Source organism: Amycolatopsis echigonensis (genome assembly GCF_014174495.1).
GTDB lineage: Bacteria > Actinomycetota > Actinomycetes > Mycobacteriales > Pseudonocardiaceae > Amycolatopsis > Amycolatopsis echigonensis.
Window position 1 is genome coordinate 1 of the sequence record NZ_JACJHR010000094.1, and the last position, 16,002, is coordinate 16,002.

Consider the following 16,002-nt stretch of genomic DNA (forward strand, 5'->3'; position numbering starts at 1 on the left):
TGTGGGTGCTTGGTGGGTTAGGTGCAGCGGCGGGGGTTGGGTGGCGGGTGGTCCGTGAAAGGCCCCTTGAGAGAAGCCACGCCCGTGAAGGGCAGGTCAGGGGAGCAGCGCGGCGATTCCGTCCAAGACCCGTTCCAGGGCGAAGTCTTCGGGTGCGGCGGCCGGGTATTCGCGTGCTTCCGCTAGCTCAGCCAGGTGCGGATAACCCCCTTCGGAGAGGCGTGGTTGCAGGAAGGCGCGCACATCAGCCGCATTCTCGGTGGATTCCGGCGAGTCCGGGTCAGAGACCGTGCGGCGGCGGTCTGCGGTGGCGCGGACTACGGCCGAGACCAGGTCCGCGCACGACAGTGCGTCCACTGTGGACAAACCGGCCTCAGTGAAGACAGCCAGGAGTTGTTCGGTCCACCGGAGCCGGTGCGGGGTCAGGCCTTCGCGGACGTCCAGCAGCCACGGGCGGGCGGCGTAGCGTTTTGCCGCCGCGTCGGCCCACGTGCGGACCGCGGAGCGCCAGTCCAGGCCGTCGGGGGCGGGCGGGGGCGCGCCGAAGCCGGCCTCGGCCAGGAGGATCAGCAGTTCGTCTTTCGAGCTTACGTAGCGGTACAGCGCGTTGGTCGTCAGCCCGAGCGCGGACGCGATGTTCGGCAGCGACGCGGCGGCCAGGCCTTCGGTGTCGGCCAGTTCGACGGCGGCCGCTACCACCGCTTCGACGGTGTGCGACGGCTTCGGTCCTCGGCGGGGGCGCGGGGCGCCCAGCCAGGCCGGGGCCAGGCCGGGCGGCAGGGCTCGGGGATCGGGCTCGATCGGCATCTTTCGCTCCGGTACGTCTTTCAGTAAACTGTGCAAGTCTTACACTGATCTGGTCTGGGGGCGAGCCAACGTGAGCGAGACCAACCGGTTCGGGTTCGGGAAGGTCACCGAACTGGACCGGAAGCTGGCGGCGACCGAGGTCGAGCACGCCAGGTCCGAGGGGGCTTGCGACGGGCAGGAAGCCGCGCGCAGGCTGGCCCGGATCCGGCTCGCCGGGTCGCACGCCGCGCTGCGGGCCGCCGTCGAGGGGCGCACCTCCGTTTCGCCGCCTCCGCTGCTGGAGGCCGCGCCGAAGCTCGCGTTCGGGCTCTGGGTGCTGGTCGTCGCGGTGAACGCGCTGATCTGGTTCGGCATCGGCGTCATCGGCGGGCAGTGGGACCCGCTGTGGCTGATCTGGGTGCTGCTCGGCGGCGGCGTGCTGGTCGCGGGCGTCTGGAGCGTCCGGGACTTCGACCGGCGGGCCCGTGCTTCGGCGGGCGGAGCCTCCTGAGCGCCCCTGTGCTCCGGTCCGGGGTTCCCCGATCATCCGGGGTCCGCTAAACTGTGCAAGCCTTACACAATTAATTCCGACTCCGCCGAAGCCGTATTGGGGGGCCTCATGTCGGAGAGCACCGAGAAAACCCGCTCCGGGAGCGGACTCGCTCGCCGCGTCGTCACGATCGCCTGGGCCGCCGTCACCGGGGTCCAGTTCGTGATCTGGCTGCTGATGAGCCTGATCAGCATGTCGTTCAAATCGCCGTTTTGGCTGTGGACGCTGGGCGGAGGCGCCATCGTGCTCGCGGTGTGGTGGTCGCTCGACCGCCGCGGTTCCGGGAACGGATCGGAGTGAACGACGTGCCCACCACCACTTCCGTGGCAACGCCCGTCCAGCTGGACGCGGTGCGCAAGACCTACGGCCGGGGCGAGAGCGCGGTCGAAGCGCTCGCCGGCGTGTCCGTCGCCTTCCCGGCAGGCACCTTCACCGCGGTGATGGGCCCGTCCGGTTCGGGCAAGAGCACGCTGCTGCACTGTGCGGCCGGGCTGGACACGCCGACCTCGGGGCAGGTCACCCTCGTCGGGACCGACCTCAAGGGCAAGAACGAAACGCAGCTCACCGAACTGCGGCGCGAGCACGTCGCGTTCATTTTCCAGTCGTTCAACCTGATGCCCGCGCTGAACGTGGAGCAGAACGTCACGCTGCCCACGCTGCTGGCCGGCCGCGCGCCGGACAAGGCGTGGGTGGACCAGGTGATCGCGCGCGTCGGGCTGTCCCAGCGCGTGAAGCACCGGCCCGGCGAACTGTCCGGCGGACAACAGCAGCGCGTCGCGATCGCCCGCGCGCTCGCCGCCCGACCGGCCGTCGTCTTCGCCGACGAGCCCACCGGCGCGCTCGATACCACCACCGCGCTCGAGGTGCTCGGCCTGATGCGCGAGCTGGTCAGCGCGGGCCAGACCATCGTGATGGTCACCCACGATCCGGTTGCGGCGTCCCACGCGGACAACGTGCTGTTCCTGGTCGATGGCCGGATCGTCACGCAGATGGCCTCGCCCAGCGTCGATGCGGTCGCGAGCACCCTGGCCCACCTAGGCGAGCAAGCGCGGAGGCAGCGGTGAGCTCGCGGCGAGTGGTGCTCGCGCTCGCGCTGTCGAGCCTCCGGTACCGCGCGGCGGCGTCGCTCGCGTCGTTCGTCGCGATCCTCATCGGCTGCGGTCTGCTGATCGCGTGCGCCGGGCTGTTCGAGACGGCAATCGTGCTGAAGGCTGCACCGCAGCGGCTGTCCGCGGCTCCGCTCGTGGTGGGCGGGTCCGCCGGGTTCAAGCTGCCGGACGAGGAATCCCAGGTCGTTCCGTACGCCGAGCGTGCAGTGCTGCCGGAGGAGCAGGTCGCGAAGATCTCCGCGGTGCAGGGCGTCGGGCAGGCGGTGCCGGACGTGTCGTTCGCGACGGTCCTGCTGCACGACGGCGCGCCGGCCAAATCCGGCGCGGCTGTCCTTTCCGGACACGGCTGGGATTCGGCTTCGCTGGGCGGTTACAAGCTCACCGAGGGCGCGGCTCCGAACTCCCCGGGCCAGGTGGTGCTCGACGCGGCGACCGCGTCCGCGGCTGGCATGCACGCGGGTTCAGCCGTCGACCTGGCGGTGAACGGGCAGCGGCAGTCGTTCCAGGTTTCCGGCGTCGCACAGCCTTCGCAGACGGTGAAGTCGCCCGCGTTCTTTTTCTCCGTCGCGGACGCCCAGCGGTTCAACCCGCACCCCGGCACGGTCGGGCTCGTCGGCGTTTTCCCGGCTGACGGCGTCGATGCCGCCGACCTGGCCGCCAAGATCTCGGAGCAGGTCCCGTCGCTCACCGTGCTGACCGGCGACGACCGCGGATCGGCCGAATTCCTGGGCGTGAGCGGAAGCCAGCTGCCGCTGATCCTGCTCGCCGCGGTGTTCGGCGGCATGGTGCTGGTCGTGATGGCGCTGGTGGTCTCCGCGACGATCAGCCTCACCGTCCGGCAGCGGCAGCAGGAACTCGCGCTGCTGCGGGCGACCGGGGCGACGCCGAAACAGGTGCACCGCATGGTCGTCATGGAGACGATGGCGGTCGGCGCGATCGCCGCGGTGTGCGGGGCGTTCCTGGGCAGCCTGCTCGGGAACTGGATCTTCAGCACCAGCGGCTCGCTCGGCATCGTGCCGGACGAACTCGCCTTCACCCAGGACATCATCGCCTTCGCGGCCGGGATGATCGCCACGCTCGCGATCACCTTCGGGGCCGCGTGGTTCGCCGCGCTGGCCGCCGCGCGGGCCCGGCCCATCCAGGCGCTGGCCGAGGCGGCGATCCCGGGCGTCAAGGTGAACGCGCTGCGCCGCATGGGCGCGCTGATCTGCGGCGCGGCCACCGTGCTGCTCGCCGCGACCACGATCTTCATGCCCGCCGACACCGCGTCGGCGATCGGCGGTCCGGCGGTGCTCACCGGTTCGATCGGCGTCGCGCTGCTCGGTCCGGAGATCATCGCGTGGGTGGTGGACCGGTTCGGTCCGTTCGTGCGCCGGGTCGCCGGCCGCGACGCCACGCTCGCGGTCATCAACACCCGGGCGCGGGCCGTCGCGTTCGCCGCGGTGCTCACGCCGATCACGCTCGCCAGCGCGGTCGCGCTCGGCAACGTGTATTCCGAAACCACCGCGCAGAAAGCGCAGATCGCCGCGTACGCCGGACAGTTGCAGGCGGACGCGGTAGTCACCTCGACCGCGGGCGGGTTCTCTCCGGATCAGCTCGCGCAGATCCGCAGCACGCCAGGGGTTTCGACCTCGTCGCCGCTCGTCACCAGCTCGGGCTGGGTCGAGGATCCCTACGACGGCAACGGAAGCGACCCGTTGCGGCTGCTGGGCGTCGCCGCGCAGGACCAAGGCGGCACGGTGCTCGCCACCGAGGTCACCGAAGGCTCGCTGACGCAACTGCGCGGGAATTCCGTGGCGCTGCCCGCGTCGGTGGCCGGCAACCTGGAAGTCAAGGTCGGCTCGAAGATCAACATGCGGCTCGGCGACGGGGCACAGGTCCCGGTGACCGTGGTCGCGCTGCTGGACAGCCCGTCCAGCTACGCGAGCATGGTGCTGCCCGCCGATCTCCTGGCCGCGCACACCACCAGCGGTCTGGCGGCGCAGGTGCTCGTGCGGGGCGGTGACGCCAGCGCGCTCGTGTCGGCGCTGTCCGACCGGGCGAAGGACTGGCCGGGGGTCACGGTCGGCGACGACAGTGCGCTCGCCGCGAGTTTCCAGGCGAGTGCCGACGTCGAGGCGCTGATCAACTACCTGCTGGCTGTGCTCGCCATCGCGTACGCCGCGATCGCCGCGGTGAACACGCTGTCGGTGGCGGTGCTGGCTCGCCGACGGGAGTTCGGCGCGCAACGGCTCGCCGGCGCGGATCGCGGGCAGGTGCGGCGGATGCTGTTCGTGGAAGGCGGGATCGTGGCGGTGACCGGGCTCGTGCTCGGCATCGTGATCTCGCTCTTCACCGTGGTGCCGATGGCACTGACCACCGGCGAGATCATCCCGTCCGGGCCGATCTGGGTGTTCCTCGCCGTGGTGCTCGCGATCTTCCTGATCGTGTGGCCGGCGACCGCGCTCTCGGCCCGGCTGGCGATGCGCCGCAACGCCATCGAAGCGGTGAAAATGCCCGGCCAGTAACGGTTTCTAGGGGTACGCCGGGCCGGTCCGGAGTGGATAGTCTCGTCATGACTGTCCGCACCGGGCCGGCCCGGTCTTTGTCGTATCTGGAGTGATCCCATGCGTGTACTCCTGGCCGCGCCGTCCTCGACGGCCCGTCTGCACACCCTCGTGCCGCTGGCCTGGGCGCTCCGGACCGCCGGGCACGACGTGAAAATCGCCGGACGGCCCGCGTTCGTCGAACACATCCTCAGCACCGGCTGCGTCGCGGTCGAGCTCGAGGACGGTGACGCCTCGCTGACCGAATCCACCGCGCTGGGCGAGTTCGCGCAGCTGTGGCGGCCCGAGGTGGTGGTGTCGAACGCGCCCGCCGGAATTGCCGCGGCTCGCGAGGTCGGTGCCAAGGCGGTTCGCGTGCTGGGCCCGGAGGACGAGCCCGACATCGCTGCGGACCACACGCTCGACGTCGTGCCGCCTTCGTTGCGGCACAACGGCTCGGCGGGAGAACCGCTGCGGCACGTGCCGTACTTCGGCCCAGTCGAGGTGCCGACTTGGCTGCGCCGCAAGGCACGCCGTACTCGCATTCTCTTGTCGTTGACTGATCCCTCCTGGTACGAGCCGGTCTTCGACGCGGTGTCCGAGGTGGACTCCGAAATTGTCTGTGCCGCGGAATTGCCTGCCGGGCTTGCCTTGCCGCAAAAGGTGAAACTGGTTGACGACGCTCCTCCGGCAGCCGTGTTGCCGACCTGCGCGGCGGTCGTGCACGACGGCGACGAGTCTCTGGCGCTGGCCGCGGTCGCCTACGGACTGCCGCAGCTGTCCTTGACCGAGTCCGCCTTCGGTACTCGAGTCACCGCAGCGAGTGCGGGGATTTCCGGTGCGGCGGAAGGGATTTCCCGGCTGGCGGACGAGACGCTTCGCGCCGGTGCGAACGCGTTGCGTGCGGAGGTGGCTGCGTTGCCGGCCCCTCGCGTGGTCGCCGCCGCGCTGGCCAGCTGAATGTGGGGCCGCTAGGGGTGGGGGCACGCCAGCACCGTCGGTAGCGTTCCCGACGTGGCACTTTCCACCCTTTTTCGCGGTTAGGCGGGGCGATTGGCGTGAGTAGCGACTTCCAGTCCAGCGGCGAGAACGAGCGCAAACTGCTCGCCTACCTCAAACGCGCGACGACCGATCTTCGCGAGGCGAAGCGGGCACTGCAGGAAACGCGCGAGCGTGACGGCGAGCCGATCGCGATCGTCGGCATGGCCTGCCGGTACCCAGGCGGTGTGACGTCGCCGGAGGATTTGTGGAACCTCGTCGCCACCGGAACCGACGCGATCGGCGGCTTCCCGGAGGACCGCGGCTGGCCGTTGGACACGCTGTACGACCCCACCGGTGAACGTCCCGGCACCACGAATACGCGCGAGGCCGGTTTTCTTTACGACGCGGCGGAATTCGACCCGGAGTTCTTCGGCATCTCGCCGCGCGAGGCGCTTGCGATGGACGCGCAGCAGCGGATCCTGCTGGAAACCTCGTGGACCGCGCTGGAACGGGCCGGGATCGTGCCGGAGACGTTGCGCGGCAGCGAAACTGGAGTGTTCACCGGCGTCATGTACCACGACTACGCCGGCCACGCGGCCGCCGGCAGCGTCGTTTCGGGCAGGGTCGCTTACGCGCTCGGGCTTGAAGGACCGGCGGTGAGCGTGGACACCGCGTGCTCGTCTTCGCTCGTTGCGCTGCACTGGGCAGCGCAGGCACTTCGTCGCGGCGACTGTTCGCTGGCCCTGGTCGGCGGCGTCACGGTGATGGCCACTCCCGAAACTTTCGTGTACTTCTCCGAGCAGCGCGGGCTTTCCGACGACGGCCGGTGCAAGGCGTTCGCCGCCGCGGCCGACGGTACGGGCTGGGGCGAGGGCGCGGGTGTCCTCGTGGTCGAGCGGCTTTCCGAGGCCCGCCGCAACGGGCACCAAGTGCTCGCCGTGCTCCGCGGCTCCGCGGTGAACTCCGATGGCGCGTCGAGCGGCCTGACTGTCCCTAATGGACCCGCGCAGCAGCGCGTGATCCGCCAGGCGCTGGAATCGGCTGGACTGACCACGGCGGACGTCGACCTCGTCGAGGGGCACGGCACCGGCACGAAACTCGGCGACCCGATCGAGGCGCAGGCGCTGCTGGCCACCTATGGCCAGGACCGTACTGAGCCGCTGTGGCTCGGCTCGCTCAAGTCGAACATCGGACACACCCAGGCCGCGGCCGGGGTCGGCGGCGTGATCAAGGTCGTGGAAGCGATCCGGCACGGCGTGCTGCCGAAAACGCTGCACGTGGACGCGCCGTCGCCGCACGTCGACTGGTCGGCTGGCGAGGTCGAGCTGCTTACCGAGGCGCGGCCGTGGCCGGAGACCGGACGTGCCCGTCGTGCGGCAGTGTCGTCGTTCGGGATCAGCGGCACCAACGCGCACGTGATTGTCGAACAGGCCGAGCCGGTCGAGGACGTCGCTGCGCCGGCGGAAGTCCCAGTGCTCGCCTGGCCGGTCTCCGCGGACAGCGCGGACACCCTCGACGCGCAGGTGAACCAGCTCGCGGAAGCCGAAGGCTCGCCAACTGACATCGGTTTTTCCTTGGCCACCACGAGGTCCATGCTCGACCACCGTGCGGTGCTCGTCGGTGCCACGCGAGACGAGCTGCGCGAAGTCCGGGACCGCCGCACCAACGGCCGTACCGCGTTCCTCTTCACCGGCCAGGGCGCGCAGCGCGCCGGAATGGGCGCCGAACTCGCCGCGAAGTATCCCGTATTCGCCGATGCTTTCGACGCCGTGTGCGCCGAACTCGGTCCGCATCTGGACCGTCCACTGAAGACAGTCCTCGACGATGCCGCCGAGCTGGAGCGCACCGGCTTCACTCAGCCTGCGTTGTTCGCGGTCGAGGTGGCGTTGTTCCGGCTGTTCGCGTCGTGGGGGATCAAGCCGGACTTCCTGCTCGGCCATTCGATCGGCGAACTGGCTGCCGCGCACGTCGCCGGGATTCTCTCGCTCCCGGACGCGGCGGCGTTGGTCGGCGCGCGGGCGCGGCTGATGCAGGCGCTGCCGTCCGGTGGGGCGATGGTGGCTCTGCAGGCGACCGAGGACGAGGTCACGCCGCATCTGACCGGCGAGGTCAGCATTGCGGCGATCAACGGCCCGGACTCTGTCGTGCTTTCCGGTGCCGAAGACGCTGTTGCTGCGGTGGTGGCGGAGTTCGACGGGCGGAAGTCCTCGAAGCTCAAGGTGTCGCACGCGTTCCACTCGCCGCTGATGGAGCCGATGCTCGCCGAATTCGCCGTCGCGGCCGAGAAACTCACCTACGGGAAGCCGCAGATTCCGATCGTCTCCACGGTCGGTGTCGGCGGAGATCTGTCCACTCCGGACTACTGGGTAAGCCAAGTTCGCGCTGCGGTGCGGTTCCACGCCGGGGTCGAAAAGCTCGTGGATGAAGGTGTCCGGACGTTTGTCGAGATTGGACCGTCCGCGGTGCTCACCGCCGCTGCGCACAACGGGTTTGGCGACGACACGCTCGCGTTCGTCCCGGCCCTGCGCAAGGACCGGGACGAAGCGGTTACCGCCGTCACCGCGTTCGCGACGCTGCACGCACGCGGCGTCCCGGTCGACTGGAGCGCGTTCTACCCGGGCGCGCGCCGCGTCGAGCTGCCGACTTACGCCTTCCGCCGGTCCCGCTACTGGCTTCCCGCCGACACGACCAGCGGTGACGCGACCGAGCACGGCCAGCGGCCCGCTGAGCATCCGATGCTGAGCTCCGTCGTCCACCTGCCGGAAACCGACGCCGTGGTGCTCACCGGCCGGCTGTCGACCACCAGTGTCGGCTGGGTCGCCGACCACGTCGTCCTCGGCACGGTCCTGGTGCCCGGGACGGCGTTTGTCGAGCTGGTGCACCGTGCCGCCGACGAGGTTGGATGCGCGCACATCGAGGAACTCACCCTCGAAGCGCCGCTCACTCTACCCGAGAGCGCGTCGCTCCAAGTCTCCGTCGAAGCTCCGGACGAGAACGGTCGTCGCGCGGTCACTGTCCACTCTCGACAAGACAGCGCCGAGACCTGGACTCGGCACGCGAGCGGTTTCGTTGCCCCGGCGGCGGAAGCACCGTCGTTCGACCTCACCGAATGGCCGCCCGTCGGTGCCACCAAGGTTGAGCTGGACGATCCGTACGCGACCCTCGCCGCCCTGGGCTACGACTACGGCCCGGCTTTCCAAGGCCTGCAGGCGATGTGGCAGGACGGTGACGTCATCTACGCAGAGGTCGCGCTTCGCGACGGTGCCGAGGCCCGCGACTACGGCGTCCATCCCGCCTTGCTGGACGCCGCCATGCACGCGCAGCTCCTCGGCCCGGCTCCCGAAGGCGGTGCCGAACCGATGCTGCCGTTCTCGTTCAGCGGCACCACGGTGCACTCGCCAGGCGCTTCGTCGCTGCGAGTCCGGGTCGCTCCGGCGGGCACCGACGCGATCACCCTGCAGATCGCCGACGCCACCGGTAGCCCGGTGCTCACCGTCGAGACTCTTGCCGCACGGGCGCTGAAGCTGGCTCCGGCGAAGGACGCGCTGTATCGGGTCAGGTGGGAGCCCGTCACGAACATCGGCGAGCGGCACGACTTCCGGATTCTCGAAGTGTCCACTCCGGAGCGTCGAGTGCCGGAAGCCGCGCGTGCGGTCGCCGCTCGGGTGCTCGCCGCGATCCAGGGGACCCTCGAGGGCGACGGTCGGCTCGCGGTGGTCACGCGCGGCGCGGTATCCGTGCACGGCGAGGACGTCGATCCAGCTCTCGCCCCAGCCTGGGGTCTGGTGCGCGCGGCTGCGGCGGAGAACCCCGGCCGGTTCGCGCTGGTCGACGGCGACCCGGACCTAGCGCTGGCCACCGGTGAGCCCGAGACCGCGGTCCGCGACGGCCAGGTCTTCGTCCCGCGCTTCTCCGCCGTCACCGCGGAGCCGACCGAGCTGAACTGGGACAAAGTGCTGGTCATCGGCGGTACCGGCGGACTTGGTGCGGTCGTGGCCCGGCACCTGGTGACCAAGCACGGCGTACGGAACCTCGTCCTGACCAGCCGCCGGGGAGCGAACGCACCCGGTGCGGCCGAGCTGCGCGACGAGCTGGCGTCCCTCGGCACGACGGTCGCGGTCGAAAGCTGCGACGTCACCGACGCGGAGTCGGTGCGGGCCCTCCTCGCCACGGTCGGCCCGCTCTCTGCGGTCATTCACGCGGCGGGCGTTCCCTCGGCCGGACGCGTCGAGACGCTCACCGAGGAAGAGACCGTCCGCGTCTTCGCACCGAAGGTCGACGGTGCCTGGAACCTGCACGAGCTGACCAGCGACCTCGACGCGTTCGTCCTATTCTCGTCCGCCGCCAGCACGGTCCTCGCAGCCGGGCAGGCGGGATACGCCGCGGCCAACGCGTTCCTCGACGAGCTGGCCGAACACCGTCGCGCCCAAGGACTTCCGGCGACCTCGCTGTGCTGGGGCGCGTGGTCGGAAGACGGCGGCATGGCGGGCGAACTGTCCGAAGCGGACTTCCGCCGTCTCCGCCGCCTCGGCACGCCGCCGATGGCTACCGCCGAAGCACTCGCCCTGCTGGACGCGTGCCTCGCCTCGGCCGAACCCGTGCTAGCCCCGGTCCGCCTGGACCAGGCCGCGCTGCGTGCCCGGACCGACGACCTGCCGCCAGTCCTCTGCGGAATGGTGCGCCGTCCGGTCAAGAAGGCCCCCGTGCCGCGGTTGGCGACCGTGCCCGAGGCCGAGCGCGAGGAGTACCTGCTCGACGTGGTGTCGGAGCAGGTCGCGGCGATTCTCGGCTTCGCGAGCGCCACGGCGGTCGAGCCGGAGCGGGCGTTCCAGGAGATGGGGTTCGACTCCCTGACCTCCGTCGAGCTGCGCAATCAGCTCGGCGCGCGGACTGGCCTGAAGCTGACCGCGACCATCGTGTTCGACCATCCGACCCCGGCCGCGCTCGCCCGCCGGCTGCACGAGCTGCTCGGTGCCGGCCACGGTCTGGCGGACCCGCTGCTGAGCGAGATCGACCGGCTCGAAACCCTCCTCGGCGGCGCGGCCGGAACGCTGAACGGGTCGGCCGCGAAGGTCACCGCGCGGCTGGACGCCCTGGTGCGCAAGTGGACCGACGCGCACGCCGGAGCCGAAACCGAAGCCGATCTGGACGAGGCCACCGACGACGAGCTGTTTGCCGTCCTGGACGACGAATTGGGCATCTCATGAACGGGCAGACCATGAGCAACGAGGACAAGCTCCGCGACTACCTGAAGCGTGCGACGGCCGATCTGAAACAGGCCCGCCGCCGGCTGCACGAGCTGGAAGCGCGCGACACCGAGCCGATCGCGATCATCGGCATGAGCTGCCGCTACCCCGGGGGCGTGCGGACGCCGGACGACCTGTGGGACCTCGTCGACGAGGGACGCGACGCGATCGGAGAGTTCCCCGCCGACCGCGGCTGGGACATCGAGCGCGTCTACGATCCGACGCCCGAGCGGCCCGGCAAGACCTACACCCGGCACGGCGGTTTCCTTTACGACGCAGCGGACTTCGACGCCGAGTTCTTCGGCATCAGCCCGCGCGACGCCCGCCGCGCCGACCCGCAGCAGCGGATCCTGCTCGAAGCCTCTTGGGAGGCGTTCGAGCGCGCCGGGCTCGACCCGCACGGGCTCAAGGGCAGCTCGACCGGCGTCTACGCCGGCGTGATGTACCACGACTACAGCGGCGGCAGCCCGGACGGCAGCCTGGTTTCCGGCCAGGTTTCCTACACCCTCGGTCTCGAAGGACCGTCGGTGTCGGTGGACACCGCGTGCTCGTCTTCGCTGGTCGCACTGCACATGGCCGCGCAAGGGCTGCGTCGCGGCGACTGCACGCTCGCGCTGGCGAGCGGCGTCGCGGTGATGGGCACGCCGGAGATGTTCGTGGACTTCTGCAGCCGTCGCGGTCTAGCGGCGGACGGCCGGAGCAAGTCGTTCTCCGACGACGCGGACGGCACCTCGTGGGCGGAAGGTGTCGGCGTGCTGGTCCTGGAACGACTCTCCGACGCGCAGCGCAACGGGCACCGCGTGCTCGCGTTGCTGCGCGGTTCGGCGGTGAACCAGGATGGGGCCAGCAATGGTTTCTCCGCGCCCAACGGTCCTTCGCAGGTCCGCGTGATCGAGGCCGCGCTCGCCGACGCTGGACTGTCAGTGTCCGATGTGGACGCGGTCGAGGCGCACGGCACCGGAACCGCGCTGGGCGACCCGATCGAAGCTCAGTCACTGCTGGAAACCTACGGGCAGCGCAGCAGCGGTGCGCCGTTGCTGCTCGGTTCGATCAAGTCCAACATGGGGCACCCGCAGGCCGCCGCCGGCGTCGCGGGCGTGATCAAGATGGTGCAGGCACTGCGGCACGCTCGGTTGCCGAAGACGCTGCACGTCGGGACGCCGTCGAAGCACGTCGACTGGACGTCCGGCGCGGTCGAGTTGCTCACCGAACCGCAGGCGTGGCCCGAGGTGAATCGGCCGCGGCGGGCGGCGGTGTCGTCGTTCGGCGTGAGCGGGACGAACGCGCACGTGATCCTGGAGCAGGCCCCCGTCGCCGAGGCGAGCGAGTCCGTTCCGGTTCCCGTCTACCCGCTGGCCCTGTCCGCGAAGACGCCTGCCGCACTGGCGGAGTCCGCTGGCCAACTAGCCCAAGTGGACAGTGAGCTCGCCGACGTCGTCCACACGCTCGTCAATGGCCGCGCGCCGCTGGACTACCGCGCAGTGGTCGTCGCGCAGGACCGCAAGCAAGCTGAGGAAGCGTTGCGCGCGTTGGCTTCCGGCGTTTCCCGTCCGGACGCGATCACCGGCACCGCGGATGTCCGCGGACGGACCGTCTTCGTCTTCCCCGGCCAGGGTTCACAGTGGACTGGCATGGCGCTCGACCTCATCGAGCAGTCCCCGGCCTTCTCCGCCCGGATGTCCGAATGCGACACCGCGCTCCGTAAGTTCACCGGCTGGTCGGTCGTCGAAGTCCTGCGCGGCGAGCCGGGCACTCCGCCGGCCGACCGGGTCGACGTCGTGCAGCCGATGCTGTGGGCCGTCATGGTTTCGCTGGCCGCGCTGTGGCGTGCGCACGGAGTCGAGCCGGATATGGTGATCGGCCACTCGCAGGGCGAGATCGCCGCGGCGACTGTCTCAGGTGCACTGTCGCTTGAGGACGGTGCGCTGGTGGTCGCGTTGCGGAGCAAGGCGATCGGCGACGTCCTGGGCGGACGCGGCGGTGGCATGCTCGCAGCTGGCCTCCCGGCGACCGAGCTGGAAGAGCGGCTCGGTGCGTGGGACGGCCGGATCTCGGTCGCGGCCGACAACGGCGCGACGTCCGCCGTGCTGTCCGGTGACGCCGAAGCCCTCGAAGAGCTGCGTGACCAGCTGGTGGCCGACGGCTTCCGCGCCAAGCTGGTCCCGGTGGACTACGCGTCGCACTCGGCGCACGTCGAACATCTCTCGGACCGGCTGCTCGCCGACCTCGCCCTGATCCAGCCGAAGCGTGGCGACGTCGCGATGACCTCCACCGTCACCCTCGACGCGGTCGAAGAGTCCACTGTGGATGCCGCGTACTGGTTCGCCAACCTGCGCCGCACGGTCCGGTTCGCCCCGATCGTCGCGCAGCTCGCCGAGGCTGGCTACACGCGGTTCATCGAGATCAGCCCGCATCCGGTGCTGGCCATGAGCATCCAGGAAACCCTGGACGAAACCGGACACGCTGGCTCGGTCGTCGGCACGCTGCGCCGCGACGAGGGCGACCTGACCCGGTTCGCTACCTCGATGGCGGAGTACTCGGTGCGCGGCGGTTCGGTCGACTGGCTCTCGCTGGTCCCCGGCGGCCAGATCGTCGACCTGCCGACCTATCCGTTCCAGCACCAGCGTTTCTGGCACGAAGAGGAAGCCGTCGCGGCAGAGACGGCAACCCCGGTCGCCGACCAGGAGTTTTGGCAGGACGTGACCGGCGGCGACGTCGACGCGCTCGCCGCCCGGCTCGGCGTCGGCACCGGCCCGCTCGCCGAGGTCGTCCCGGCACTGGCCGCCTGGCGCAGCCGCCGCACCGATCTGTCCACCGTGGACTCATGGCGATACCGCGTGTCGTGGTCTCCGCTGTCCGGCGGGACCAGTGGGCTCACCGGCAGCTGGCTGGTCGTCGTCCCTGCCGGGGTCGGTCAGGCAACTGAACTGGCGGACGCGCTGGCCGAACAGGGCGACGTCGTCCGGCTGGTCGCCGCAGACTACTGCCGCACGGCGTTGGCCGAATTGCTCGGCGAGGCCACCGCAGTCCGTCCGTTCGACGGAGTCCTGTCGCTGCTCGCTTTCGCCGAGAACCCGACACTCAACACCATCGCCTTGCTGCAAGCATTGCGGGACAACGAGATCGACGCTCCGGCATGGGTGGTCACCCGAGGCGCGATCGCGGTCGACGCCTTCTCCGACGCCGATCCCGAGGCCGCGTCGGTGTGGGGCCTCGGCACCGTGGTCGCCCTGGACCAGCCTGGCAGCTGGGGCGGTCTGGTGGACGTCACCGAGGCGGCCGACGCGGCGAAACTCGCCGCGGTCGTGTCCGGCATCAACGACGAGGACCAGGTCGCGATCCGGCCGTCGGGAGTGTTCGCCAAGCGGATGGTGCACGCGCCGCTCGGCCCGGACGTCGCGGAGCCGTGGCAGCCGCGCGGCACCGTGCTCGTCACCGGCGGCACCGGCGCGGTCGGCGGCCACGTCGCGCGCTGGCTCGCCTCTCGCGGAGCGGAACATCTGGTGCTGACCAGCCGTCGCGGCCTCGAAGCCGAAGGCGCGCGTGAGCTGGTGGAGGAGCTGGCCGGCACCCGCGTCACCGTCGTGGCCTGCGACGTTGCCGACGAGACGGCGTTGTCCACGCTGCTCGCCGAGCACCCGCCGACTGCGGTGGTGCACGCCGCCGGGGTGCTGACCCGCGAACCCGCGCTGGTCGACGTGACGCCGGAGGAGTTCACCGCGGCGATCCGCGCGAAGGTCACCGGTGCCGAACTGCTCGACCGGCTGCTCGGCGACACTGAACTCGACGCGTTCGTCCTGATGTCCTCCGGTGCCGCGGTCTGGGGCACCTCCGGCCAGCCGGCCTACGGCACCGGCAATGCCTACCTCGACGCGCTGGCCCGGCGCCGGCGCGCGGCCGGACGGACCGCGACCGCGGTGGCCTGGGGTTCCTGGGGCGGGGGCGGGATGGTCGACGCGGACGCGAGCGACCTGTTGCGCCGCATGGGATTGGCCGAGATGGACCCGCGGCTCGCCGTCGAAGCCCTTGGCCAGGCGCTCGACCACGACGAGGCCCAGCTGGTCGTCGCGGACATCGACTGGACCGCGTTCGCGCCGGTCTACCAGCTTGCCCGGCCCCGGCCGCTGCTGCGCGGCATCCCCGAGGCCGCGGCGGACCAGACCGGCGCCGAACCGGTGGGCGCGGGCGACCTGGCCGCCCGGCTGGCCTCGCTGAGCCCAGCCGAACAGCGCCGGACCGTGCTGGACCTGGTGCGCGGCGAGGTCGCCGCGGTCGCCGGGTACGACGACGGCGGCTCGGTGGAACCCGCGCGGGCCTTCAAGGAACTTGGCTTCGACTCGGTGACCGCGGTCGACCTGCGCAATCGGCTCGGTGCCGGCACCGGGCTGAAGCTCCCCGCCACGGTCGCGTTCGACCACGTCAACCCGCAGGCGCTGGCCGAATACCTGTGGAGCCAGCTGTGCGCGGGCGAGGCGGAGGTCCCGCTCGAGGCGGGGCTCGACCGGCTCGAAGCGGCGGCCGCCGCGCTCGACGCCGCGGAGATCGACCGGTCCCGGATCCTGCCCCGGCTGCAGGCGGTCGTCGCCGCGCTGCACCAGACCCTCTCAGGCGGCCAATCCGGTTCCGAAGCGCTCGAAGCGGCCACCACCGACGAACTGTTCGCCCTCATCGACGACGAGCTCGGCGCCTGACCCCCGTTGTCCGTGAAGGGCTCCTTCCGGGAATCAGATTCCCTCAAGGAGCCCTTCACGGACAGCCCGAAACCGCGACAAGAGGTTCTCCAGATGTCTGACGAAGCCAGGACC

The 16,002-nt window shown here is 70.6% G+C and carries 7 protein-coding genes and 1 pseudogene; 7 read left to right on the plus strand and 1 reads right to left on the minus strand.

The window, feature by feature from the left end:
* Positions 1–96 precede the first annotated feature (96 nt).
* Positions 97–807: a TetR/AcrR family transcriptional regulator gene (locus H5411_RS39465; RefSeq protein WP_183126744.1), complete on the minus strand. Its 711-nt coding sequence runs from the start codon at positions 805–807 to the stop codon at positions 97–99.
* A 70-nt stretch (positions 808–877) separates the two neighbouring features.
* Here H5411_RS39465 and H5411_RS39470 point away from each other — a divergent pair, with 70 nt between their 5' ends.
* The 7 genes and pseudogenes from H5411_RS39470 to H5411_RS39500 all read left to right on the plus strand — a co-directional run bounded on the left by H5411_RS39470 (position 878) and on the right by H5411_RS39500 (position 15,888).
* The gene (locus H5411_RS39470) at positions 878–1,297 is read left to right on the plus strand and encodes a hypothetical protein (protein WP_208637445.1); all 420 of its coding nucleotides are present in this window, start codon (positions 878–880) and stop codon (positions 1,295–1,297) included.
* 108 nt (positions 1,298–1,405) lie between these two features.
* Entirely contained in the window at positions 1,406–1,636 is a 231-nt protein-coding gene (locus H5411_RS39475; RefSeq protein ID WP_101438254.1) for a hypothetical protein, read from the plus strand.
* A gap of 23 nt (positions 1,637–1,659) precedes the next feature.
* On the plus strand, positions 1,660–2,400 hold the full coding sequence (locus H5411_RS39480; RefSeq protein WP_244194757.1) for an ABC transporter ATP-binding protein: 741 nt from the start codon (positions 1,660–1,662) through the stop codon (positions 2,398–2,400).
* A complete protein-coding gene (locus tag H5411_RS39485) occupies positions 2,397–4,952 on the plus strand; it encodes an ABC transporter permease (protein WP_312878708.1) in 2,556 nt (851 codons plus the stop codon). The genes H5411_RS39480 and H5411_RS39485 overlap by 4 nt, the downstream gene beginning before the upstream one ends.
* Before the next feature lie 99 nt (positions 4,953–5,051).
* Positions 5,052–5,930, plus strand: coding sequence for a nucleotide disphospho-sugar-binding domain-containing protein (locus tag H5411_RS39490; protein WP_183126745.1), 879 nt, complete (start codon positions 5,052–5,054; stop codon positions 5,928–5,930).
* A gap of 125 nt (positions 5,931–6,055) precedes the next feature.
* A pseudogene (locus H5411_RS39495) lies at positions 6,056–11,158 on the plus strand (type I polyketide synthase); the annotation flags it as partial.
* An 11-nt stretch (positions 11,159–11,169) separates the two neighbouring features.
* Positions 11,170–15,888 (plus strand): type I polyketide synthase, encoded by a 4,719-nt coding sequence (locus H5411_RS39500; RefSeq protein ID WP_183126751.1) that lies wholly within the window; start codon positions 11,170–11,172, stop codon positions 15,886–15,888.
* The last annotated feature ends 114 nt before the right edge of the window (positions 15,889–16,002 follow it).

Coding starts and splice junctions, on each gene's coding strand:
- H5411_RS39465 (WP_183126744.1), bottom strand. CDS start 807: ATGCCGATCGAGCCCGATCCCCGAGCCCTGCCGCCCGGCCTGGCCCCG.
- H5411_RS39475 (WP_101438254.1), top strand. CDS start 1,406: ATGTCGGAGAGCACCGAGAAAACCCGCTCCGGGAGCGGACTCGCTCGC.
- H5411_RS39490 (WP_183126745.1), top strand. CDS start 5,052: ATGCGTGTACTCCTGGCCGCGCCGTCCTCGACGGCCCGTCTGCACACC.
- H5411_RS39500 (WP_183126751.1), top strand. CDS start 11,170: ATGAGCAACGAGGACAAGCTCCGCGACTACCTGAAGCGTGCGACGGCC.